This is a genomic window from Mammaliicoccus lentus (genome assembly GCF_002902755.1).
Taxonomy (GTDB): Bacteria; Bacillota; Bacilli; order Staphylococcales; family Staphylococcaceae; genus Mammaliicoccus; species Mammaliicoccus lentus.
The window spans coordinates 1-23,544 of record NZ_PPRS01000016.1; the positions used below are offsets into that span (position 1 = coordinate 1).

Annotated in this window: 22 protein-coding genes, 1 pseudogene and 1 riboswitch; of the genes and pseudogenes, 10 read left to right on the forward strand and 13 right to left on the reverse strand. The window is 32.6% G+C overall.

Annotated elements, in window-relative coordinates; all coding sequences use genetic code 11:
* Positions 1 to 122: 122 nt before the first annotated feature.
* Both CD135_RS06300 and CD135_RS06305 read right to left on the reverse strand, forming a co-directional pair.
* Positions 123 to 503, reverse strand: coding sequence for a (deoxy)nucleoside triphosphate pyrophosphohydrolase (locus CD135_RS06300; protein ID WP_103269026.1), 381 nt, complete (start codon positions 501 to 503; stop codon positions 123 to 125).
* A 60-nt stretch (positions 504 to 563) separates the two neighbouring features.
* A complete protein-coding gene (locus CD135_RS06305) occupies positions 564 to 1,598 on the reverse strand; it encodes an HNH endonuclease (protein WP_103269027.1) in 1,035 nt (344 codons plus the stop codon).
* 178 nt (positions 1,599 to 1,776) lie between these two features.
* Here CD135_RS06305 and CD135_RS06310 point away from each other — a divergent pair, with 178 nt between their 5' ends.
* Positions 1,777 to 2,304 carry an HdeD family acid-resistance protein gene (locus CD135_RS06310; protein ID WP_064211766.1) on the forward strand — a complete coding sequence of 176 codons (528 nt, stop codon included), beginning with the start codon at positions 1,777 to 1,779 and terminating at the stop codon, positions 2,302 to 2,304.
* A gap of 54 nt (positions 2,305 to 2,358) precedes the next feature.
* Here CD135_RS06310 and CD135_RS12965 read toward each other — a convergent pair whose 3' ends face one another.
* Both CD135_RS12965 and CD135_RS06320 read right to left on the reverse strand, forming a co-directional pair.
* Entirely contained in the window at positions 2,359 to 2,709 is a 351-nt protein-coding gene (locus CD135_RS12965; protein ID WP_070045053.1) for a hypothetical protein, read from the reverse strand.
* Positions 2,710 to 2,819: 110 nt separating this feature from the next.
* On the reverse strand, positions 2,820 to 3,155 hold the full coding sequence (locus CD135_RS06320) for an antibiotic biosynthesis monooxygenase (protein WP_103269028.1): 336 nt from the start codon (positions 3,153 to 3,155) through the stop codon (positions 2,820 to 2,822).
* 23 nt (positions 3,156 to 3,178) lie between these two features.
* Between CD135_RS06320 and CD135_RS06330 the strand changes: the two are divergent.
* From CD135_RS06330 to CD135_RS06355, 6 genes and pseudogenes are all read left to right on the forward strand, one after another.
* Positions 3,179 to 4,315: pseudogene (locus CD135_RS06330) on the forward strand (AbgT family transporter).
* A 63-nt stretch (positions 4,316 to 4,378) separates the two neighbouring features.
* Positions 4,379 to 4,488, forward strand: a riboswitch (TPP riboswitch).
* A gap of 61 nt (positions 4,489 to 4,549) precedes the next feature.
* The gene (locus CD135_RS06335) at positions 4,550 to 5,134 is read left to right on the forward strand and encodes a thiamine phosphate synthase (protein ID WP_275584014.1); all 585 of its coding nucleotides are present in this window, start codon (positions 4,550 to 4,552) and stop codon (positions 5,132 to 5,134) included.
* Positions 5,127 to 6,233 (forward strand): glycine oxidase ThiO, encoded by a 1,107-nt coding sequence (gene thiO, locus CD135_RS06340; protein ID WP_103269031.1) that lies wholly within the window; start codon positions 5,127 to 5,129, stop codon positions 6,231 to 6,233. The genes CD135_RS06335 and thiO overlap by 8 nt, the downstream gene beginning before the upstream one ends.
* Positions 6,230 to 6,430 (forward strand): sulfur carrier protein ThiS, encoded by a 201-nt coding sequence (gene thiS / locus CD135_RS06345; protein ID WP_016999530.1) that lies wholly within the window; start codon positions 6,230 to 6,232, stop codon positions 6,428 to 6,430. The genes thiO and thiS overlap by 4 nt, the downstream gene beginning before the upstream one ends.
* 1 nt (position 6,431) lies before the next feature.
* Positions 6,432 to 7,199, forward strand: coding sequence for a thiazole synthase (locus CD135_RS06350; protein ID WP_103269032.1), 768 nt, complete (start codon positions 6,432 to 6,434; stop codon positions 7,197 to 7,199).
* Positions 7,199 to 8,197, forward strand: a complete 999-nt coding sequence (locus tag CD135_RS06355; RefSeq protein ID WP_103269033.1) for a ThiF family adenylyltransferase — start codon at positions 7,199 to 7,201, stop codon at positions 8,195 to 8,197. The genes CD135_RS06350 and CD135_RS06355 overlap by 1 nt, the downstream gene beginning before the upstream one ends.
* Before the next feature lie 54 nt (positions 8,198 to 8,251).
* On the opposite strand, the gene CD135_RS06360 is transcribed toward CD135_RS06355, so the two are convergent.
* Complete coding sequence (locus tag CD135_RS06360) at positions 8,252 to 8,608, reverse strand: DUF488 domain-containing protein (protein ID WP_064211615.1); 357 nt, start codon at positions 8,606 to 8,608, stop codon at positions 8,252 to 8,254.
* Between the two features lie 150 nt (positions 8,609 to 8,758).
* Here CD135_RS06360 and CD135_RS06365 point away from each other — a divergent pair, with 150 nt between their 5' ends.
* Entirely contained in the window at positions 8,759 to 10,714 is a 1,956-nt protein-coding gene (locus tag CD135_RS06365) for a fructose-1,6-bisphosphatase (protein WP_103269034.1), read from the forward strand.
* A 109-nt stretch (positions 10,715 to 10,823) separates the two neighbouring features.
* Here CD135_RS06365 and CD135_RS06370 read toward each other — a convergent pair whose 3' ends face one another.
* From CD135_RS06370 to CD135_RS06390, 5 genes are all read right to left on the reverse strand, one after another.
* Positions 10,824 to 12,824, reverse strand: coding sequence for a CocE/NonD family hydrolase (locus tag CD135_RS06370; RefSeq protein WP_103269035.1), 2,001 nt, complete (start codon positions 12,822 to 12,824; stop codon positions 10,824 to 10,826).
* A 160-nt stretch (positions 12,825 to 12,984) separates the two neighbouring features.
* Positions 12,985 to 14,748: an ABC transporter ATP-binding protein gene (locus tag CD135_RS06375; RefSeq protein WP_103269036.1), complete on the reverse strand. Its 1,764-nt coding sequence runs from the start codon at positions 14,746 to 14,748 to the stop codon at positions 12,985 to 12,987.
* Positions 14,732 to 16,522 (reverse strand): ABC transporter ATP-binding protein, encoded by a 1,791-nt coding sequence (locus CD135_RS06380; protein WP_103269037.1) that lies wholly within the window; start codon positions 16,520 to 16,522, stop codon positions 14,732 to 14,734. Before CD135_RS06380 ends, CD135_RS06375 begins: the two co-directional genes overlap by 17 nt.
* A 182-nt stretch (positions 16,523 to 16,704) precedes the next feature.
* Positions 16,705 to 17,514 (reverse strand): glutamate racemase, encoded by an 810-nt coding sequence (locus CD135_RS06385; protein ID WP_103269038.1) that lies wholly within the window; start codon positions 17,512 to 17,514, stop codon positions 16,705 to 16,707.
* A gap of 11 nt (positions 17,515 to 17,525) precedes the next feature.
* On the reverse strand, positions 17,526 to 17,921 hold the full coding sequence (locus CD135_RS06390; RefSeq protein ID WP_103269039.1) for an acyl-CoA thioesterase: 396 nt from the start codon (positions 17,919 to 17,921) through the stop codon (positions 17,526 to 17,528).
* Between the two features lie 183 nt (positions 17,922 to 18,104).
* Between CD135_RS06390 and pcp the strand changes: the two genes are divergently transcribed.
* Entirely contained in the window at positions 18,105 to 18,746 is a 642-nt protein-coding gene (gene pcp / locus CD135_RS06395; protein ID WP_103269040.1) for a pyroglutamyl-peptidase I, read from the forward strand.
* A 206-nt stretch (positions 18,747 to 18,952) separates the two neighbouring features.
* Here the strand turns inward: pcp and CD135_RS06400 are convergent, their stop codons facing one another.
* Both CD135_RS06400 and CD135_RS06405 read right to left on the reverse strand, forming a co-directional pair.
* Positions 18,953 to 20,392 (reverse strand): 6-phospho-beta-glucosidase, encoded by a 1,440-nt coding sequence (locus CD135_RS06400; RefSeq protein ID WP_103269041.1) that lies wholly within the window; start codon positions 20,390 to 20,392, stop codon positions 18,953 to 18,955.
* 14 nt (positions 20,393 to 20,406) lie between these two features.
* A complete protein-coding gene (locus CD135_RS06405) occupies positions 20,407 to 22,290 on the reverse strand; it encodes a beta-glucoside-specific PTS transporter subunit IIABC (protein ID WP_103269042.1) in 1,884 nt (627 codons plus the stop codon).
* A gap of 153 nt (positions 22,291 to 22,443) precedes the next feature.
* Between CD135_RS06405 and CD135_RS06410 the strand changes: the two genes are divergently transcribed.
* Entirely contained in the window at positions 22,444 to 23,145 is a 702-nt protein-coding gene (locus CD135_RS06410; RefSeq protein WP_064204645.1) for a GntR family transcriptional regulator, read from the forward strand.
* A gap of 66 nt (positions 23,146 to 23,211) precedes the next feature.
* Here the strand turns inward: CD135_RS06410 and CD135_RS06415 are convergent.
* Positions 23,212 to 23,544 (reverse strand): histidine phosphatase family protein (locus CD135_RS06415; RefSeq protein WP_142382247.1); only part of this gene is annotated, 333 nt, incomplete at its 5' end.

Sequence of the window (23,544 nt, forward strand, 5' to 3'; positions counted from 1 at the left end):
ATTATATAATAATTAGAAAGTTAATAATAGTAATTATCCGAATATTTAGTATTTTTTATTGTTTATTACTTTATATAAAATCTTGTCTTTATTAAAACTCTCAATTTTTAATCTGATGCTTTCTATAACCAATTTAAAATTGGTATGTCTGCGGGAGCAAGTTTTAAATTAGTTAAGTTCTGTTTATTTAACCATTTACTGTCCTGGTGCTCTATTAAATTAAATTTCCCTTCCTCTAAATTACATAAATACACATTCAGAATGACTCTACCGAACTCGTACTCATACATTGTAGTTCCTAAGAATTTTTTTATATTGCAATTAGCATTTAATTCCTCTTTTATTTCTCTTTTTAATGCTAATTCTGCAGTTTCATTTATTTCTATTTTACCTCCTGGAAACTCCCAATAGCCGGCCAATGATTTATTTTCTGCTCTTTGACAGCATAGGTATTCCTTATGTTCATTTTGAATAACCGCTGCAACTACTTGAATTTCTTTCATGTTATATCTCCAAATCAAAAAAATTTGTAAATGAACTATTCAGCATTTTTCAATGTTGTATTAAATTTCTGTTCTATATTTTTGTGGCCTTTTGTTGACACTTTCTATTAATTTTTCTTTATCAATAGGGTCTTCTAGCATATGGATTTTTGCATGACAATTTGGGCATACCGCTACGCAATTATCTATTGTATCGCTACCGCCTTTTGCTAAATATTCTATGTGGTGAACATGCAAAAATGGCACATTATCAACATTGAAAGGTGCTTTTTCTTCACATAACGTGCATCTTCCATTTGCTAAATACTTTACGATATCTCTAATCTCTTTACTTCTATCGTAATAATTTATCCTAACTTGTCTATGAAATGGTTTTGAACTCCCTATTTTATTTGATTCTTCTTTATTTAATTCACTAGCATCTCTAGCTTTTTTTAACAAATCTTCTATATTGTTTTCTTTTTTATTTTTCCTTGACCTTTCCTCTTTATTATTCTCTATCGTTTCTAGTGGCGGTGCATAAGCTTTATTCTTTAATACAATTGGAAATTTAATAACTGACCTAGCTTCTTTATCAACGTCTCTTTCAAGTATATAAAAAGGTTCTATTTTTTCACTTAATTCAACAGGTCCAGCATATATGTAATGACCCGTTTTAAATGATTCAAATAAATATAGATTTACGTAATTAGACTTATAATTTTTCAAAACTCTATTTTGCCCTTTTTCTATATCTTGATCTCCTTCTCTACCTTCTCCTGTATAATAAAATATATCTCCTTCCCATTTATTATCATATATGTCCTCTCTCTTTATATTTCTTGAAACAATAACTAATGAGTTGGTTCTATGTGATCTATTTAATCCTTTTTGTAATGAACATTTAAATGCATCAGCAACATCTTCCCCTTTATATTCCTCTCCTATTTTCAAATTATTAATTTTATCTTGGTTTAAATTATTTCTAAATTCCACTACTTTTTCTAAATCAAATTCTTGATAATTATCATCTATAGATGGAATTCCATTATTTATCAGATAATTAAAATCCTGTGAACTCATCTCTAAAGTTTTAAGTAATTCACTTTTTTTCATTTTATATCGTCTCTCTTTGTAAGATATTTTAAGTAAATCTTATCATTTAATGTAATTATTTTCATTGTTATTATTAAATTATTTAAATAATCAAAAACTCACATTATTTCCCACTTCCTCTCCATCCTCTTTACAGTTAAAATATACTTACACTACTTTTTTCAAAGGAGGGTTCGGTTTGGCTAATCAAAATAGTAAGTTTAGATGGCCGAGTTTTGTGATTGGTGGGATTTTCTTAATCATTGGTATTGTTATTTTTAGTTATCCTGTTGAGAATTTCTACGCGATTACTTGGTTAATTGGTTTATTCTCTTTAATCAGCGGTATTTTAGAGATTGTGTTCAGACGTGCTAATAAGAAGGTTATGGGAGTTCCTAGTGGTTGGACATTCGTTTTAGGTATTATTAACATTGTTTTCGGACTTGTTGTGATGTTCAATTCTGCTGAGAGTTCTGTATTTTTAATTTATATTTTCGCGGTTTGGTTCATGATTAATAACGTGATTGCTATCTTTACAGTTACACCTGCTGAAAGATCTAATGGCATGTTCCATTTATTATCTATTATTTTAAATGTGCTTGGTATTTTAATAGCTATAGTATTGTTATTCAATCCTTTACTAGCTGCAGTGTTTATTTCATTCATGATTGGATTCATGTTTGCTCTGTTTGGTGTGTTTTACGTTATTGATGCTTTATCGTCTTAACTGTAAAAAAATTTAGATATATCTAACAAAAGAAGCGGCTTTTCGCCGCTTCTTTTAATTTATAGATTCTTTCTGTTTTCTGTCATATTTCATATACAACACTATGGCTAACAATAAAATAAACACGATATACAATGTAGTTGTATATATATTAGCCCACCCCAATGCTTTGATTAGCACATAAACTAGATTTCCTCCTATAAATAACATTACGCTTATATACAGCCCTTTACATCGCTTATAAAAAGGCACCTTTTCTCTATCTGAAAAGTAACGCACAATGAGCCCTATACTGAAAAATACCAAGGTAAAAATTCCAGTTATATCATTCTGTGATATCCATAATATTAACCCATAAATAATATTTAATCCTACAATTCCTGATATGACCCAAAAGTCTTTCATACTCATTCCTCGCTATTTTAGTTATTCTATATTATTCGGTATCTAATTTCTTTTTCACATTATCATATTTTTCAAACAAAAACAGCATGACTTTGATGTCATGCTGTTTTTTATTGTGCTACTTTATCGTTCGAATAATGGTATCCGATTTTATATGTTGTGACTGAGTTTTCTAATATAGGGCTTGTTTCGTCATCTGACTGGTGACGTACGTTTTTGTGTGCTTCTTTGAAAACATCTGATACTAGCCAGTTTTTAAAATTTTGTTCATCTTCCCATAGTGTTAAGATTTTAACTTCGTCGAATTCTTTTAAGTTATTTGTTTTTGTAACAAACATTTCTTTGAATCCTTCGATTGTTTCGATTCCTTGTCTCATATAAAATCTTTCAATTGACTCTTCTGCTGTGCCTTTGTCTAGTTTTAATTTATTTTCTGCCATAAACATAATAATTACCCCTTTATATTTGTATTTTTATATCTATTTTGGGAAATGCTGCTGGTGGTGTGGCACCAATGATTATGCCTGTCTTAACAGCAGTTATATTTATAAAGATGGGTTATCATCCTATTGCAGGTTTAGTGATTAGTTATGCTGCAGTAGAAGTTGGTTATGGAGCTAATTTATTAATCGGGTTAGATGATGCTCTAGCATTTTCATTTACTCAATCTGCATTATAATTATTCTCTGGGGAAGCTTCTATTAATATTGCAATGAACTGGTATTTCACAGCTATTTCAACATTTCTTTTAACCCCTATCATTTTCTATGTAGCTAAGAAGTTTACGATTCCTAGTTTTCAAAATAGCCAAATTGATAAATTGCATGCTGAGTCTGTAAAAACATTCAACCAACGTGCGAAAAAAGCATTAACATATGCGAATATTTCAGTCATTGTATTTTTATTATTTATTGTCGTTATACTTATACCTCAAAATAGTATTTTAAGAAATAATGATACTGGCAGTATTTTAGTTGAGTCTCCATTAATGGATGGCTTTGGAGTCATTCTTCTTCTAGTCTTTATTATTCCTGGTTTAGTATATGGATATATGAGTCGCAGTATTGTGTCTACAAAAGATATAGGCAGATTAATGACAAATAGCATGTCAGATATGGGTAGTTTTACTATAGTTATCTTCTTTGCAGCTCAATTATTAGCTTATTTTGATTGGATTAATATTGGCAAAGTGATGGCTATTAATGGGGCAGAATTGTTGAAAAACCAAAACGGCGTTATTTTGATTATTGGGTTGATTATATTAACGTCTGTTATTAATATCTTTATGGGTAGCGCTTCAGCAAAATGGGCTATATTAGCACCAATTTTTATACCAATGTTTGCTACATTAGGCTATCATCCGGCATTTACACAAATGGTTTATCGTATAGGCGATTCTATTACAAACCCTATTACGCCAATGATTCCGTATTTACCATTCTTATTAACCATTGCACAAAGGTATGATAAAAATATTAAACTCGGTACTTTAATCGCACACTTATTACCTTACAGTATTATTATCGGTGTCGTTTGGACCATAATCATGCTTATATGGTTCTTATTAGGCCTTCCAGTAGGACCTGGAGGACCAGTTAAATTATAATTTTTATTTATTCAATTTGAATAATTTCCATTTTAATTGTACAATGACATTAATAATTAAATAAATGACCACTGGAAGTGCCTTTATCAAAGGCTGAGACTGAAGTAGTGACTTTAGGATTCCCAGAACCTGATCCAGTTCGTACTGGCGTAGGAAAGTGGCGTACCTATTGAAGCTAATTTGCGCTATTTTTCTACTAAGAAAAATAGCGCTTTTTTATTTGGAGTGATTCAATTGTTTATCGCAATAACACCTTATCAAATTTTAACAAAAGAAGATTTAAATCATTACATCGAAATATCAGAACATATAGATTTACTGTTGTTAAGAACACCTATGAATCATCAAAAATTATTTGCAACCATCGACTATTTAATAACAATCGGTTTTCCAAAAAATAAAATAATGTTGCACACACATACTTCATTAGTAGCAACTTTTGATTTAAAGTATGTACATTTTAAAGAAAATGATGCAAAAGCTTTTTTATTTAAAAAACAACATCCAGACATTTCAGTAAGTATGTCTACTCACAACATTGAGACCGTGACAAAAGCCCAAAAGAACAATTTGGATTTTGTATTTTTTGGTCATGTCTTTGAATCTTCTTCAAAGCAAGGAGCAAAACCTAGGTCTTTAGAAGAGATTAAAAATGTACTTTCAATCGATATACCTATTTTCGCTATAGGCGGAATTGATGAGCATACAATACAAAAGCTGCCAAAAGGTTTTCAAGGTGTATGTGCGATTTCTTTCTTTAGAAATGCTGGAAATTCTGCCATTAAATCATTAAGAAAGGAGTGGGAATCTTATGTATGACGTTCTAATTGTAGGGTCTGGCGTCATCGGTATGTCTATTGCACGCGCTCTTTCCGACAAATCAAATAGTTCAATAGCAGTTGTTGATAGAGATGTACCAGGATTACATGCTTCTTATAAAGCTGGTGGCATGCTTGGCGCTCAAAACGAATTTGAAAATTATTCACCTTTATATGAACTCGCTATACATTCTCGACGTTACTTCAAAGATTTAGCTGAAGATTTATACGATGAGACTAATATCGATATCGAATTTGAATCACATGGATTAATTAAGATGGCTTCTAATATTAATGATATTGCTCATTTAAATAAACAGTATACTTTTTTAAGTCAGCATGATGAACATGTAAAAGCGCTCGATAAATCTTCATTGCAAAGCTTATCCAATGGTTATATAGATTTTCATAACCAAGCAATTTATATACCAGGTGATGGACAAATCAATGCTTCTAAATATACAAAGGCATTGCTTGAATCTATTACCAATAAAGGAGTTGATCGATTTTATAAAACAGAAGTTACAAACATAACTAAGAAACGTGATTATTATAATATCGAAACTTCCCATGATGTGCTTCAAGCTAAAAAAGTTGTAATAGCTGGAGGTGCTTGGAGTCATGAATTAATCCATGACTCCACTATCGCACCTCAAATAACTGGAGTTAAAGGAGAAGTTCTTCTATTAGAAAATAATCAAGTAGATTTAAAACAAACTTTATTTATGACCAATGGTTGTTACATCGTACCTAAAGCTAAAAATAGATTTCTTGTTGGTGCTACTAGTTATATGAATGACTTTTCTGTAGGCACTTCTAAAGAAGGTGAAAGCTGGTTATTTAATGAAGCAGCACAGTATGTTCCAGCATTAAAATTAAGCAATGTTATTCACAAGTGGTCTGGCGTCAGACCTTACACTGAAAATGAATGGCCAATCATGGACGAAGTTGATGACGGACTATTTCTTGTCACTGGACATTATCGGAATGGCATACTCCTCTCACCTATTATTGGTAAGTTAATGTCCGAATGGATTATCAATGATCATACACCATCTATATTAGAAAGATTTAAAGCAAAAAGGAGTGTTGAATTATGAAATGTATTATCAATGGAGATGAATTTAATTTTGAACAAGATTTACCTGTTACAGAGGTATTATCATCCCTTGAATTAGACCAAGAAAGAATCATCGTAGAATTCAATGGATCACTGATTAAAAAGGAAAATTTCAACGAAACAATTGTTAGAGAATCAGATCAACTAGAATTACTAGAATTTGTTGGAGGCGGATAAAATGTTAAAAATAGGACCATATGAATTAAACTCAAGATTATTATTAGGAACAGGGAAATTTGAAGATGAAAAAACACAATCAGAAGTGATTAAAGCGTCACAAACTGATGTATTAACGTTCGCTGTGAGAAGAATGAATTTATATGATAAATCATTGCCAAACCCATTAGCTAATGTTGATTTAAAACAGTTTGTTACATTCCCTAACACTGCCGGTGCACATACTGCAGAAGAAGCTGTGCGTATAGCTGAAATCGCACAACATGCAGGCCTTTGTAACATGATTAAAGTCGAAGTAATTGGAGATGACAAAACACTGCTACCTGACCCAATAGAAACTTATAAAGCTTGTGAAATTTTATTAGAGAAAGGTTATATCGTATGTCCATACATTTCATGTGATGTAGTACTAGCTAAACGTTTAGAAGAACTTGGCGTACACGCTATTATGCCTTTAGCTTCTCCTATCGGTACTGGTAGAGGCATAAATAATCCACTTAATTTGCGATATATTATTGAACAATCTGAAGTGCCTGTCATTGTTGACGCTGGAATTGGTTCTCCAAAAGATGCTTGTTATGCGATGGAACTAGGTGCTGATGCAATCCTATTAAATACTGCTATTTCCAGTGCTAAAGACCCTGTAAAAATGGCTGAAGCAATGAGATTAGGCATTGATGCTGGGCGATTAAGTTATGAAGCGGGTAGAATTCCAGTAAAATATACTGCACAAGCATCTAGTCCTACTGAAGGTTTAGGTTTTCTATAATGGATCGCTATGATAGACAAACAAAGTTCCAACCATTTGGTGAAAATGGTCAGCATCAATTACAAACAGCTAAGATAATGATTATGGGTGCAGGTGCATTAGGTAGTCACGTTGCTGAACAACTTGCAAGAGCTGGTGCACATCATTTAACAGTTGTTGATATGGACATAGTAGAAATCTCTAACCTTCATAGACAAGCTTTATATGATGAATCAGATGCTTATGATATGCGACCTAAAGTTGTCGCTTTACGCGATAAAATCAATAAGATTGATCAACATGTAACGTTAAATGCTGTGAATAAAGAGCTGACACCATCTAACATTGAAGAAGTGATTAAACAATATCAACCAGACATCATAGTAGACGGCATGGATCATTTTGATATACGCTTTTTAATTAACGAAGTATGTCATAAACTACAAATCCCTTGGGTTTATGGTGCAGCTGTCGGGAGTAAAGGAACAGTATATGCAATTGATTTCGAAGGACCATGTTTAAAATGCATTTTAGAGAATGTTCCAGAAACAGGAGAAAGTTGTGCTATAAACGGTGTCTTACCACCAGTCGTTAATCAAGTAGCAAGCTTTGAAGTATCCGAAGTATTACGTTATATTGCTGGGAAAGGATTTTCTAAGAAACTTATAACATTAGATTGTTTCGAAATGAATACACGTAGTACTCAAATTGATATGCTGAAAAATCAACAATGTCCTGTTTGTGTAAATGGTCATTACAACATCTTAGATAAGCAACATATGTCATCAATAGAAGCGTTGTGCGGAGATGCATTTTTATTTAGATTTAAAGAAAAGACATTTAACTTAGCACATTATTTCCCAGGTGATGTTTTGAAAGAAAATGATTACGTCAAATTGATTTCATTCAAAGATTATAAGATGACATTTTTTGCAGATGGACGTATGAATGTACATGGCGTTTCACATTTAGAAGAAGCCGAAACGCTATATCATAACTTACGAAAATCAATACAATAAATATAACACCTCTAATGTATAGATTAATACAATACATTAGAGGGTGTTTATTGATTATTGATGATCTAGAAATTCTTTTAGAACTACTGCTTGATTATGTTTTTCATCCTTCGCACCATATAATAATACGACATTACCATTATTTTCTTTATAAATGTCTTTGAGTTGATCGAGTGCTTCTTTTTGTTCACCTGATTTAAGTTCTTCTTTATATTTTTTCTTAAATGAATCAAATTTTTCCGGGTCATGTCCGAACCATTTTCTCAGTGAATCAGATGGTGCGATTTCTTTTATCCAATGGTCTAGATTTGCCTTTTCTTTAGAGATGCCACGTGGCCATACTCTATCGACAAGCACTCTAACATTGTCTTTATCGTAATCTTCATAAATTCTATTGATATCACAACTCACCTTAATCAACCTCCATTTCATTATATTTATACCCTAAATATCGTGAGTATAAATCTTAATATCAAATTATTTAATGTGTTATACTATATCTCAAATGATGTCTATTATTTAAAGTTTTAACTCATCAATTATACGAACGGAGTGACTAGAATGACAGAGAACATCAATCAACATGTAAAAGAAAAATATTTAGACTTATTAGCAGAAAAATTTGATGCTGAAGAGAAAGTAGCAACTGAAATCATAAATTTAGAATCTATAATGGAATTACCAAAAGGTACAGAACACTTTGTTAGTGATTTACATGGTGAATACCACGCTTTCCAACATGTGCTCCGAAATGGATCTGGTAACGTAAGAGCTAAAATTAATGATATTTTTAAAAACAGACTTTCTGAAGATGAAATCAGCAGTCTGGCTGCCTTAGTTTATTATCCTGAAGAAAAACTTAAATTAATAAAAAATCAATTTTCATCTAAAGAAGCATTAAACGAATGGTACATTGAAACAATCCAACAAATGATTGAATTGATTTCTTACGCTTCAAGTAAGTATACACGTTCAAAAGTTCGTAAAGCTTTACCGAAACAGTTTGTATACATAATTGAAGAATTACTGTATAAAAGTAACGTTTATAATAATAAAACTACTTACTATGAAACAATTATTCAAAAAATCATCTCACTTGGACAATCAGATAAATTAATTATCGGTCTAGCATATACAACACAACGTTTAGTCGTGGATCACTTACATGTGGTCGGTGACATTTATGATCGTGGTCCAGACCCAGATAAAATTATGGAAACATTAATTAATTATCATTCAGTTGATATTCAATGGGGTAACCATGACGTACTTTGGATAGGCGCTTATGCAGGTTCAAAAGTATGTTTAGCAAATATTTTAAGAATTTGTGCGCGTTACGATAACTTGGACATTATAGAAGACGCATACGGTATTAATTTACGTCCATTAGTCAATTTAGCTGAAAAATATTATAAAGATAATTCTGCCTTTCATCCAAAAGAACATGCAGACAAAGCAATATCCGAAGAAGAAAAATTACAAATAACGAAGATACATCAAGCTATCGCAATTATACAATTCAAATTAGAAAGCCCTATTATTAAACGTAGACCTTCATTCGATATGGAAGAACGCCTTATATTAGAAAAAGTAGATTACGATAACAATGAAGTTACAATTTACGGCAAAACTTATCCACTTGAAAACACATGCTTTGAAACTGTAGATCGTAATAATCCTGCACAATTAAACAGAGAAGAAGAAGAAGTGATTAATAAACTTCTATTATCAGTGCAAGAGTCTGAAAAATTAAAACGTCATATGAACTTCTTAATGAAAAAAGGAAACTTATACTTAAGATATAATGGTAATTTATTAATACATGGATGCATACCAGTAGATGAAAATGGAAAAATGGAAGAAATGGAAATCGACGGTGAAATGTATAACGGTCGCGAATTACTCGATCAATTCGAACAACACATTAGAGTTTCATTCGCAAATAAAGAACAAACAGATGATTTATCAACAGACTTGATTTGGTACTTATGGACAGGTAAATATTCTTCATTATTTGGAAAGCGTGCCATGACTACTTTTGAAAGATATTTCATTAAAGATAAAGCTTCGCACAAGGAAGAAAAAAATCCTTACTATTACTTAAGAGAAGACAGTCAAATGTGTCGTAACATGTTGCAAGACTTTGGTTTAGACCCAGAACAAGGACGCATCATAAATGGTCATACACCAGTTAAAGAAATAGACGGTGAAAACCCAATCAAAGCAGATGGTAAGATGATTGTTATCGATGGTGGCTTTTCAAAAGCGTACCAATCAACGACAGGTATCGCTGGCTATACATTACTTTATAACTCATTTGGCATGCAACTAGTGGCGCATAAACACTTTGGCACAAAAGAAAACGTACTTCTGAACGGCGCAGATGAATTGTCTGTCAGACGTGTTGTAGACGAAGAACTCGAACGTAAAAAAGTACGCGACACTAACATCGGTGCCAAACTACAAGAAGAAATAAGAATGTTACAAGAACTTATGGCTTACCGATATATTAATTAATGATTAGCTGTACTCGTACAAACTGTCACTTTCGAAACCACATATAAAAAAATTCTCCTAATCCGTTAATTAAAAATCCAACGGGTTAGGAGAATTATTTTGTGTTTGTTTAAGTATAATTTCGTTTAATTTTATTTTCCCATGTCTTCGTAAAGCATTGTTCACCATCGTTATATGCAATTACCTCATTTCTCAAGTAATAGTATTCAGCGTCACATGACATGGTGCTGTATGTTTCAACTTCTGTATCAATGTCATCATCTTTCAATATTACTTTCCAGTCGCATTGTACTTTTGCTGAAAGTGGATCATCTTCTTTTATTGTATACACGTTCATATTTTCTGTACCGTAAGTGATATTACTATCTTTCAGTGTTCTCAAGCCTTCATCTGAATAGTCTGATAGTATCCATTCATTCGTTGTTAACCTTTTCGTTATATCTCTAGTTCTTGAACCATCTCTATGAATAATCTTTTCTAAAGGTTTGGCTGTTTCTGAAAATTCATGTTCTAGTTTAACTTCTGTGAACTCACGCACTAATGGTATATTTAGTTTAGAGTGTTCTAAATCAACATCTAATTTAACGATTTCTTTGCTCGGCCAAATTTGTGGCCAATATGTTGGTGCGATAGAAACTTCAATCATGTGACCTTCTGGTATTTGATAACCAATAACACCTAAAGGTACTTCTACATCTATATACTCGTCTACTGGTAAATCTTCAGGGAATTCATTACTCTTGTAATGGTTTAAATTGAATTGTCCCATAGTAACAAGTGTTTTTGAACCATCTGGATGCACATCTGTTAAGCGAATATGTATATTTGCTTCTTTACAATCTGACTTAACGCGTAATTTTGCTACTGGTTGACCCATAATATTTAAAGTATCGCCATACATGTCCAACATTAATGAATTAGCTAAAGCATTATCAATTGTTTGGTCGTCTGGTAAGTCACCGTCTTGACCGAATGGGCAAAATACTCCTGAATATAACCCATGTTGTTGTTTATTCTTTAGTTGAATTTCTCTCGTCGTACCAGCGAATAAATTTTTCGTTGTAATTTCTTCATTTAGTAAATTTAACCACTTACCTTCTCGATAATCATAAGTTGTTTTAGGTTCAACACTATCTTGTAAATATACTAAAAATTCATCACGATGATTTTCAGTTTGTTTATCACCCATCCACTTATCTAACCAAGAAACGACTTCTTGTAAATAGCCAAATTGAGGTCCTGGAATGGCTACGTCTGGGAACTCATGTGCCCAAGGTCCGATAACCGCCTTTTTAGGAACATCTAAATGTTTCATCAAACGGAATACAGCATTCGTATAACCATCAGCCCAACCACTCATTGTTAAGACTGGAATTTGAATTTGTGTATAATCTTCATTAATAGAACCATGTTTCCAATATTCATCTCTTGTTTGATGTTTGACCCACTCATCTACAAAAGGTGGTGTTTGTTCTAATCTTTCTATCCAATTGTCATACCAGTTCTCTCCAAAATATTTAGGGAAAGCTGGTCTTGCATTGTAAGCAAACATAGTTGATGCCCACCAAAGCATATCTGATGCCATCATTGTACCGCCTTTATAATGAACATCATCAGCATATCGATCATCTGTTGAACATAAAGATATGATTGTCTTTAAAGCTTCCGGTTGTCTAGCGGCTACTTGTAAACCATTGAAGCCACCCCAAGACTTACCGATCATTGCGACTGAACCGTTAGACCAGTCTTGAGATTCAATCCATTTAATAATATCAATTGCATCATCTTGTTCTTGTTTAGGATATTCATCTTCAATAATACCTTCAGAGTCACCTGTTCCTCTTATATCCACTCTGATTGCCGTATATCCGAATCCAGCAAAATATTTATGTCTTATTTCATCTCGTAAAGCAGTGAACTCATCTTTTCTATAAGGTAAGTACTCTAGCACAGCACCTTTAGTTGTTCCTGACTTTTTTGGTTGCCATATTTTTGCTGACAATCGAACACCATCAGTCATTTCAATCCATGTATGATGTGTAACCTCTATTTCATAAGGAAACTCTGTTCGCTCAGTTATTTTATTATAGTCTACATCAAAAGCTCCCATGTTAAATCCTCCTTAAAAATATCTAATAGTTCTTATTATACATAAATTTATAAGAAAAGGTTGTCAGAGAGAAATATCATCTTCAAACAACACCCCCAATCCGTTTAATTTTAAATTGCCGGGTTGGGGGTATGTTTATATTTGATATGTGTTTTTACTTTCAACCATTTTGAAGTAAATACATTTTATGATAAATACCATCTTGTTTAATCAGTTCATCATGTGTGCCTCGTTCTACAATTTCACCTTTATTTAACACAAGAATTTGATCTGCGTCTTGAATTGTTGATAACCTATGCGCGATTGCTAAAGTTGTTCTACCTTTACGCATTTTTGCTAGTGATTTTTGAATTTGTGCTTCTGTTTCAGAATCAATATTAGCCGTTGCTTCGTCTAATATTAATATTTTAGGCTCACTCGCCATCGTTCTCGCAAATGCTAGTAGTTGTCTTTCACCACTTGAAAAGGCACTTCCTTTTTCAATCACTTCATGCTCATAATTATCAGGTAATAAATTAATAAATTGGTCTGCGTGTACAAAGTCTGCCGCTTCTTGTACTTTTTCGAAAGTCATTGTAGGATGATAAAGTTTAATATTTGATGCGACCGTTCCAAAGAATATAAATGCATCTTGTAACACAAGACCGATATTACCTTTCAATTCAGATTTCGGCATTTCTTTTATAGATTGGTTGTCGATTAAAATTTCACCTTGATTGAATTCATAAAATCTCATAAACAAGTTTATAATCGAACTTTTACCAGATCCAGTATGACCGACTAACGCGACCGTTTCTCCTGGATTAGCTGTAAATGTAATGTCTTTTAGAACATCTGTCTTACCATCATAACTAAAAGTAACATGCTTAAATTCAACTTTACCATCCGTTATATGATAATTAGGTTTTTCATGTTGCTCTGGTTCCAGCATATCGTTATCAATAAGCTTAAATACACGACTTGCTGACACTAACGCTTGCTGTAATACGTTTAAGTTTTGGCTGACTTGGTTAATAGGTTCAAAGAAGCGTTCCATATATTGTACAAAAGCAAATACAACACCAGCTGTAACGCCTCCAGAGAAACTTAATACTCCGAAATATCCAAGTATCATTACAACGGCAAATATTGAAATCATGCTTATAGCTGGTCTCAATAATAAACCGTCAATTTTAACTGTTCGCATATTAAAATCATAATGCTTATCGTTAATCTCATTAAATTCATTTTGTAATCTTTTCTCTTGGTTAAATACTTGTATAATGCGCATACCTTCTATAGATTCTGCTAATTTTGCATTCAAATCTGACAAGAGCTGTCGTGCCTGTGAAAAATAAATAGCTGAATATTTTCTATATAATGCTAATACAAGTATGATGACTGGCAAGAATATTAAAGCCATTAATGCAAGTTTAAAATCAAGTATAAACATCATGACATAACTAGAAATGACCATAAATATTGCCATTAAGAATGATGAGAATACACCAATAAACATTTCTACTATAGCTTCAGTATCATTAGTAAGTCTTGATACAATACTTCCGCCTGGTTCCTTATCAAAGTAACGCATCCCTAATTTCCCAATTTTATTAAATGCGTCTATTCTTAATTGTTGTATTACTTTAAATGCAAGATATTGAAATAAATATACGTTCCAATAAGTTGTTATAGCGCCAACAATTTGAATGACGAAAAATATAACAATCAGTAACGTAATATCACTTTTAGGGAACACTTGTGGTGTTAAGTAATCATCAATAAATACTTTAACCATATACGGTGTTGCAATGCTCGCTATTGTCGAAATCGTCAACATGATAAATGCTAATAAAATAATACCTTTGAAAGGGAATGTATATTTGATCAAACGTTTTAAAACTTGAAATTGATCTTTAGCTGTCAAATTATGATTTTGAGCCATCTTCTTCATCCCCTTTCGCTATTTCATCTAAGCTACTCGCAAGCTCTTCATGTAATGCTTGTGCTTGATATGTTTCGTAATACCATCCTTTGTTTGCCATCAATTCTGAATGCTTACCTCTTTCGATAATCGTACCTTTATCCATAACGATAATCATGTCAGCATGGCTCACCGCACTCATTCTGTGTGCAGTAATAATATTTGTTTTACCTTGACGGACATTTTGCATATTTTCTAAAATATGTTCTTCCGTTTCAGCATCAACTGCCGACAATGAATCATCTAAAATAAGCACAGGTGGATTCATGATTAAAGCACGTGCTATCGAAATTCTTTGTTTCTGTCCTCCTGATAAAGAAACACCACGTTCTCCAACTACTGTGTCATACCCTTCCGGAAACGCTAAAATATCATTATGAATATAACTCAATCGACTCGCTTCATAGATGTATTGATTATCAATTTCAGGGTTACTGAAAGCAATATTGTTTCTAATTGAAGTAGAGAATAAGAAATGATCTTGAGGTACATATCCAAATTGAGCTCTTAAATGACTGATGTCATAATAACGAATTGGTTTACTACCGTATTTAATTTCGATAGATTGTGCAGTATCAAACTCTCTTAATAACAAACGGATGATAGCACTTTTTCCTGAGCCAGTACGACCTACAATACCGATAGTAGAACCTTTTGAAATTGTGAATTTTATATCGCGTAGTGCTAAACTATCATCATCCGGAAAGTGAAATGTATCAATATCAAATTGAATATCTCCTTCAGGAATTGTTTCTGTTTCTACATTTGTATCAACATCATTTTTCACATTTGTTATTTCATTAATACGTTCATATGATGCGTGTCCTCTTTGTACAATATTAAAGAACAGGCCAAGAGCTAATAATGGCCAGACCATCATGCCTAAATAAGTTGTGAATGTAACAAGTTGTCCAATTGTAATATCTTCTTGAATCACCATTCTAGCTCCGAAGAAAATCGCTAAAAAGTAACTCACACCTATTACTGACATTATTGTCGGATCAAATAACGCATCAATTTTAGAAACTTTTAAGTTTTTATAAACAACATCGTCACTTAATTTTTTAAAATCTGCTTGGTCATCTTTTTCATAACCGAAAGTTTTTGTTACTTTAATCCCGGCTATACTTTCTTGTGTCTTATCATTCAGCTGACTGAAGGCTGCTTGGGCCTTCTTAAAACCTCTGTTCAGCAATTTACCATAATAACTAGTTAATACAATCATAATTGGCAAAGGTATCATAACGATAAGTGTTAATCGCCAATCAACTGTAATTGCCATTGTTATGAGCACAGACCCACCTGTTATAAGAGAATCAGCTATCGTCAACACACCAGAACCAGCTGTGTTTTGTACTGCTCTAATGTCATTTGTTGCATGCGCCATTAAATCCCCTGTACGTCTCTTTTGGAAAAATGACGGGCTCATCGAAGTATATTTATGATAAAGATTAGATCTTAATATTTTCCCCAACCTCATACTCGCCCCAAATATCATAATTCTCCAATAGTACCGGAAAATATATGTAAGGATCGCCGCAACTACTAATATGACGAGGTAAATTATAAGCGTTTTTCCCGTTAATGTTTGAAGTGTAATCCCATCAATTACTCGTCCAATTATTTGTGGTGGTAATAAATCAATTAAAGCAACTAATAAAAGAATAAATATACCTAAAATATAATTTTTTAGTTCAGCTTTAATAAACCAACCTAATTTAATAAATACTTTCAAAACTACCACCCTCCCCTTTTATATACACCTTAAAATTTTATCACAAAAAATTAATTTAAAAATAAAAATGTCTGAATTTTGTCACTTTTCCATTAAATTCATACTATCGGAGTATATATGGCTTCCGGTTAGCTACTGCCAATATAATAAAAACAGACTAGGAAGTTATTTTTCCCAGCCTGTTATATTTCAATTTCTTCTAAATTTAATTGTACATTGAAGTTTTGTAGCATCTTTTTAAATTCTTGTAGTGTATATTTTTCGTTTGTTGTGACAAGTGCTTTAATCGTTCCTGTACCTTTAGATGTATATATATTAGCTTTATTTATAATTTCATTTGCTGAATCAATAAATTGAATATGTGGATACAGTTCTTTTAAATAACTATATAACCATGACAGATGTGTTGATGACAACGTGAATACATCTATTGTTTCATCTTGTTCAATTATATTATCCATAAAACGTTTAACTGTCATTAATGTTCGATATTTATCTGATAAAAATGCACCCGATTCTACAAGTTCAACTAGAGTTGATGCATTATATGTTTGAACTGTCGCATCGCTTGTCGCTTCTTGTTCAATATATTGAAGCATTTCATCACTTTCTATTAGTGATTGAACACCTAAAACACCAATATTCTTTGATGCTGATTTTTCTATCGCTTCTTTTATAGGTGGATAAACACCTAAAATTTCAGTTTCGTATTCATCTTTAATATCATCTAGAACTGTAATAGAAGGTGCATTAGAAGCAACAACGATTAAACTGGGACTCCAATTTTCTAAGTACGTCAATGTACTTCTTATTACCTTTTTTAAATCATCTTTTGATTTATATCCGTATGGAAATTGATTACGGTCTGCTAAATATATAATATCTTGTTCAGGAAATTCTTTTTTTAGTAATGTTACTATTGAGTAACTTCCAATACCAGCATCAAAAACAGCAATCGGTTTGTTTAAATCATTTATACTCGATTTCATCATTTAGACCTCACTTAGATATTTAAAAAGATTTCTGGCGATTTCACAACTTTCTCGGTAACAACATTATAGAAACCACCTTTTTGATAACCAGTACAATGCACTTGTTCAGAAGTAGCAATTTCAAATTCTAATTCCCATTTCATTTTGCTAACTTTTACTAACCAACAACGACCTACTGGTTTATCATGAATCGTTAACGGCGCTTTGTAATCCGCTTCTGTATGCATAAGTATAGGCGAGATATCAGATTTCATCATCTCTGAAATCGTCATATATTGATCAATAAATGCATTACGTAAATCTTCAAACCATTTTATATATACTATATTGCTCACAATACCCATAGCGTCGACATCATAGACGTTTACATCGATTGATTTTTCAGCGACTAATTTTCTTTCTGTCATATTAAGTACTCCTTTATTTAAAACATTATTCTAAAATAACATTTAACTTCTATAGCTTAATTATGAATTAACACTGTTTAATAATTCAACCTTTTGAGCATATTAAAATGAATGTCGTTTTGAAATTAACATGAGTCCATCTATAATGAAATAAAATATCGATTTATAAAGAGGCGAATAATCATGAAAATTTTAATCACAGCATTTGATCCATTTGGTGGCGAAAATATTAATCCAGCATTAGAAGCCGTCAATTTATTACCTACAAAAATTAATGGCAATGAAATTATAAAACTAGAAATACCAACAGTATTCCATAAATCAAAATCAATAATATTAGAGCAATTAAAACAAGATCATTTTGATGCTGTATTAGCAGTTGGACAAGCAGGCGGAAGATTTGAATTAACACCAGAACGAGTTGGTATCAATTTAGACGATGCTAGAATTCCAGATAACGAAGGCAATCAACCTATCGATGAACCTATACAAACAGACGGACAAACTGCTTACTTTTCAACACTACCCGTAAAACGAATGACCATCGCTATTAAAAATAGTGGTATTCCTTCAAGGTTGTCTAATACAGCAGGTACATTTGTATGTAACCATATTTTGTACCAATTAGGCTATATAGCAGATAAATACTACAATGATTTAAAATTCGGATTTATCCATGTACCATACACACCAGAACAAGTCGTCAACAAACCAGAACAACCATCAATGTCCATCGAAAATATTGCGAAAGGATTAGAAGCCGCTATCAGTGCTATTAATGAAAATGACGAAGATATCAAAATAGCATTAGGTGAAACACATTAATTGGATTTATGCCCTGCTTAATCCAACAAAAGGGCCCTTATTGGATTTTCGTCCTAATTAATCCAACAAAACGGATCTTATTGGATTTTCGGCTTAATTAATCCAATAACAGAATTAACACTCGCTTTTTAATGTTCCATACCAAAGAAGAGCTAGGAGATACCCTTAGCTCTTCTTTAACTTCATATTTAATTTACACGTTTTAATTATAGTTCTTCACCGTTTGTCTTAATCACATTATTAAACCAGTAGAATGAATTTTTCTTAGTACGTTTTAATGTACCGTTACCTTCGTTATCACGATCAACATGAATTAGACCGTAACGTTTTTTCATTTCTCCAGTTGTGAATGATACGATATCGATAATACCCCAAGGTGTATAACCCATTAAGTCTACGCCATCTTCATCTACTGCTTGTATAGAAGCTTTGATATGCTCTCTTAAGTAGTCGATACGTTCTTGATCATCAATCGTTCCATCTTCTTTAAATTCATCAGTTGTTCCAAAGCCATTTTCAACAATAAATAATGGTAATTGATAGCGGTTATATAACACGTTTAATGTGTATCTTAAACCAACTGGGTCGATAGCCCAACCCCATTGGCTTTCTTTAATATATGGGTTTTTCACTGAATTTGGTAGTCCGCCATTAACCACATTATCTTCAACACTTGTTACTTCATCGTGTTTTACAACTGTAGACATATAGTAACTAAATGCGATGTATTCTACAGTACCATTTTTCAAGATTTCGTCGTCGCCTTCTTGCCACTTAATGTCGTAACCATTTTTCTCGAACATTTTCAAAGCATAACCTGGGTAATAACCTCTTACTTGCACATCTGGGAAGAAGAATCTTAAACGATTTGCGATTTCAGCTTCCATAATATCGTTCGGGTTACATGAATATGGATAAATTGGAACGTGTGAAATCATGTTACCAATTATAAAGTCTGGGTTGATTTCTTTACCTTTTGATACTGCTAAAGCACTTGCTATTAATTCATTATGTGCAACTTGGTATAATACTTCTTCTGGATCTTCATCTTCTGCTAATGTTACACCAGAGTTCGTCCATAAGAATATTGGATTACTAGTATCCATTTGGTTATTAATCTCGTTGAATGTCATCCAATATTTCACTTTATCTTTGTAACGGTTAAACACTGTTTCAGCAAAACGTACAAAGTAATCTACAACTTTACGGTTTCTGAAACCTCCGTATTCACGTGCTAAATGTAAAGGCATTTCAAAGTGTGATAATGTTAATACTGGTTCAATATTGTATTTTAACAACTCATCGATGATATTATCATAGAACTGCAAGCCTTCTTCATTTGGTTCTGCTTCATCACCATTTGGAAAAATTCTCGTCCATGCTATTGATGTACGTAAACATTTTAATCCCATTTCACCGAATAAAGCGATATCTTCTTTATATCTATTGTAAAAATCTATACCATCATGGTTTGGATAAAATTTATCATCTTCAATTGTTTCAGTAATTTCTCTTGCTTTACCGTGTTCACCCGCTGTCATGACATCATGCACACTCAAACCTTTACCGCCTTGATCATATCCACCTTCAAATTGGTTTGCAGCTAATGCGCCACCCCATAAAAAGTTTTTATCTAATTTAGCCATAATGAATTTCTCCTTTATTTTTTAATAATATTTAAAATTGTTTGCCCTTCTTCTACATCTGTAGCATCGACAGGCATAATTTCACTAAATTCTGCACTATTCGTTACAATCACAGGTGTAATTGTGTTATAGCCTTTCTCTACTATTGCTTCTTTATCAAATTTTACTAGTGGTGTTCCTATTTTTATTGAATCTCCTTCTGAGACTTGTACTTCAAAGCCTTCACCTTTCAATTCAACTGTTTCTAAACCGATATGAATTAATATCTCTGCACCGTCTAAAGTATCAATACCAATCGCATGTTTTGTAGGTGCAATCATAGTGACTTTACCTTCTACAGGACTATTAATTGTAGAATGTGATGGTTCTATTGCGACACCATATCCCATCATACCACCTGAAAATACTGGATCTGGCACATCTACTAATTTAACAAGCTTTCCTGAAACTGGCGCAGACAGTGAAACCTCTAACTGTTCATTATTAGCTACTTTATTTGAATTATTAACATCAGCATCTTCAACTTGCTCAGTTGTATCTTCTCCATATCCAAATACTTGTATCAAGATAATTGGTAATATAACTGCTATAGCTGAACCAATTAAGATACCCCAAATGGAACCAGCATTATCCGCGTTGTAACCATTCACAATAGTTATCGGTCCTGGTAACCCTGCATAAGCATAATATTTAGGATTAAAGAAACTAGCTACAAATGCACCTACTGCACCACTAATACAAGCGATAATAAATGGTTTCTTAAATCTTAAGTTCACTCCGTAAATAGATGGTTCTGTAATACCGAATATACCTGTAATACCAGCCGAAGAGGATATTCGTTTAATTTCTTGGCTCTTCGCTTTAATAAGGACGCCAACTACAGCACCTACTTGAGCAATTACAGCTATAGTTTGATACGCTTGGAATGAATCACTACCGTATTGTTCAAAGTTAGCAAGAACAACCGGTGTAATACCCCAATGCACACCGAAAATTACAAAGACTTGCCATACACCACCGATAATAGCTCCAGCTAACCAAGGAGCCACTTCAACAAGTGAGTTATAACCGTTTGCGATTCCATGTGCGACAACTGTTGAAATCGGTCCAATTACTAATAATGTTAAAGGTACCATGATGATAATAGCTAAAAATGGTACAAATAATGGTTTTATAACATCATTTATCACTTTATTTAAGTATTTTTCTAAATAAGATAAAATCCATACTAATAGTAATGGTGGTAATACAGATGACGTATATGATGTTTCAGTCAAAGGCATTCCGAAAAATCTAACTGTTTCTCCGTCACCAATTCTATCAATAATACCTGTTAATTCTGGTGTAACTAATGCTGCTGAACAAGCAACAGCAATATATGTATTTACGTTAAAATGTTTAGACGCCGTAATGGCAATAAATATAGGCAAGAACGTAAATGGTGCCCATGAGATAAAGTTAAATACTTCGTACGTTCCAGTCTTTTCAAATGCTGGAATAATTAAATTAATTAAAATAAGTAAACCTTGAAGAATACCTGCTGCTGCGAGTATATAAATAAACGGTGCAAACACGGCCGACATCGTTGCAATAACTCTGTTTAAAACACTACCCTTATTTTCTGTTTCTTTTTCTTCGTTACTTGATTTCCCTGTTAAAGCTTCAAAATATTTATAAACTTCTCCGACATTATTCCCGATTACTATTTGAAACTGTCCATTATTTTCAACAACAGTAACAACACCGTCTATTTTTTTAACTTTTTCTTTAGCCGACGGATCAGAACGTTGTAATACTATTCTTAAGCGTGTGGCACAGTGCGTGCTCTTTACAATATTACCTTCGCCACCTATAGCATCTAAGATTTCTTGAGCGATTTTTTCATTTTTATTAGCCATGATTGACACCTCGATTATTTTTTAATCAACTCTGTATACACTTACATTATAATTATACCGGTACAATTTGTAAAGTACCATACAAATTTAGTTGGTGTATTTACTTATACAAATGCTATAATTATAGGTAATATAATAAAAGTGGGGATTAATATGCTTAAATACGAACAGATTGCTTCTCGCATCTCATCGCTTATTGAAGATGGACATTACGAAGCTGGGGATAAATTACCGAGCGTCGAAATATTAAAAACAGAATATGATGTAAGTAAAAGTACAATCATTAATGCACTGAAAAATCTAGAAAAAGAAGGCATGATTTATCAAGCTAGAGGAAGCGGCATTTATGTAAGAAATCCAAAGAGAGACGGGTATTTAAACCTGTTTACAGCTGACGGCTTTTCTGATGATTTAAAAGAACATGATGTTACAAGTAAAATCTTAAAAGTCACTGAAGTAAAGCCAGAATCTTATATACAAAATCAGCTAAAAATACCCGAAAATGAAACGGTATATTACGTAGAACGTATAAGATACGTGGATGGAAAAGTATTCTGTATAGAAACTTCATATTTCAATAAAAATGTAGTGCTATATATGAATGAGGAAATTGCAACTGGGTCTATTTTTCATTACATCGAAAATAATCTTAAAGTAAAAGTAGGATTTACAGATATTTATTTTAAAGTAGACAAACTCTCTAAAGACCAAGCAGAAAAATTAGAATTAAGCGAAGGAGAACCATCATTAGAATACACTCAAATATTCTACACAAGCACAGGTGTACCATTCGACTATTCTGACATCACATTCCACTACGAAAACTCAAGATTCTATATACCATCAATAAAATAAAAGTATATTTGCATGAAAAAAGGCTGTGACATAAATAAATGTCTCAGCCTTTTCTCTGATCTTGAATTATTTTTCTGTTGGATTAATGACATCTAGAAATTTGAATTGTCCATCTTCATATTCAAACTCTAATATGCAACAATTACTAAATTTTATTCTTTGTACTGATTTTATTGGCAACCAGTCTTGTATGAACATAAACATCGCACCACCATGACTTACTGCTAGGATTGTTTCTGCGTCATCAGTGTTCATAACGTTTAATAATGTTTTGCTCATTCTTTTTTGTACATCTACACTTGATTCTCCACCGTATGCTACGAAAAAGTCTCCATATGATGTTTCTCCTTCTTTATGTGGTGGGTTTAACATTTCATTTTCCGCTTCGAATAAGCCGAA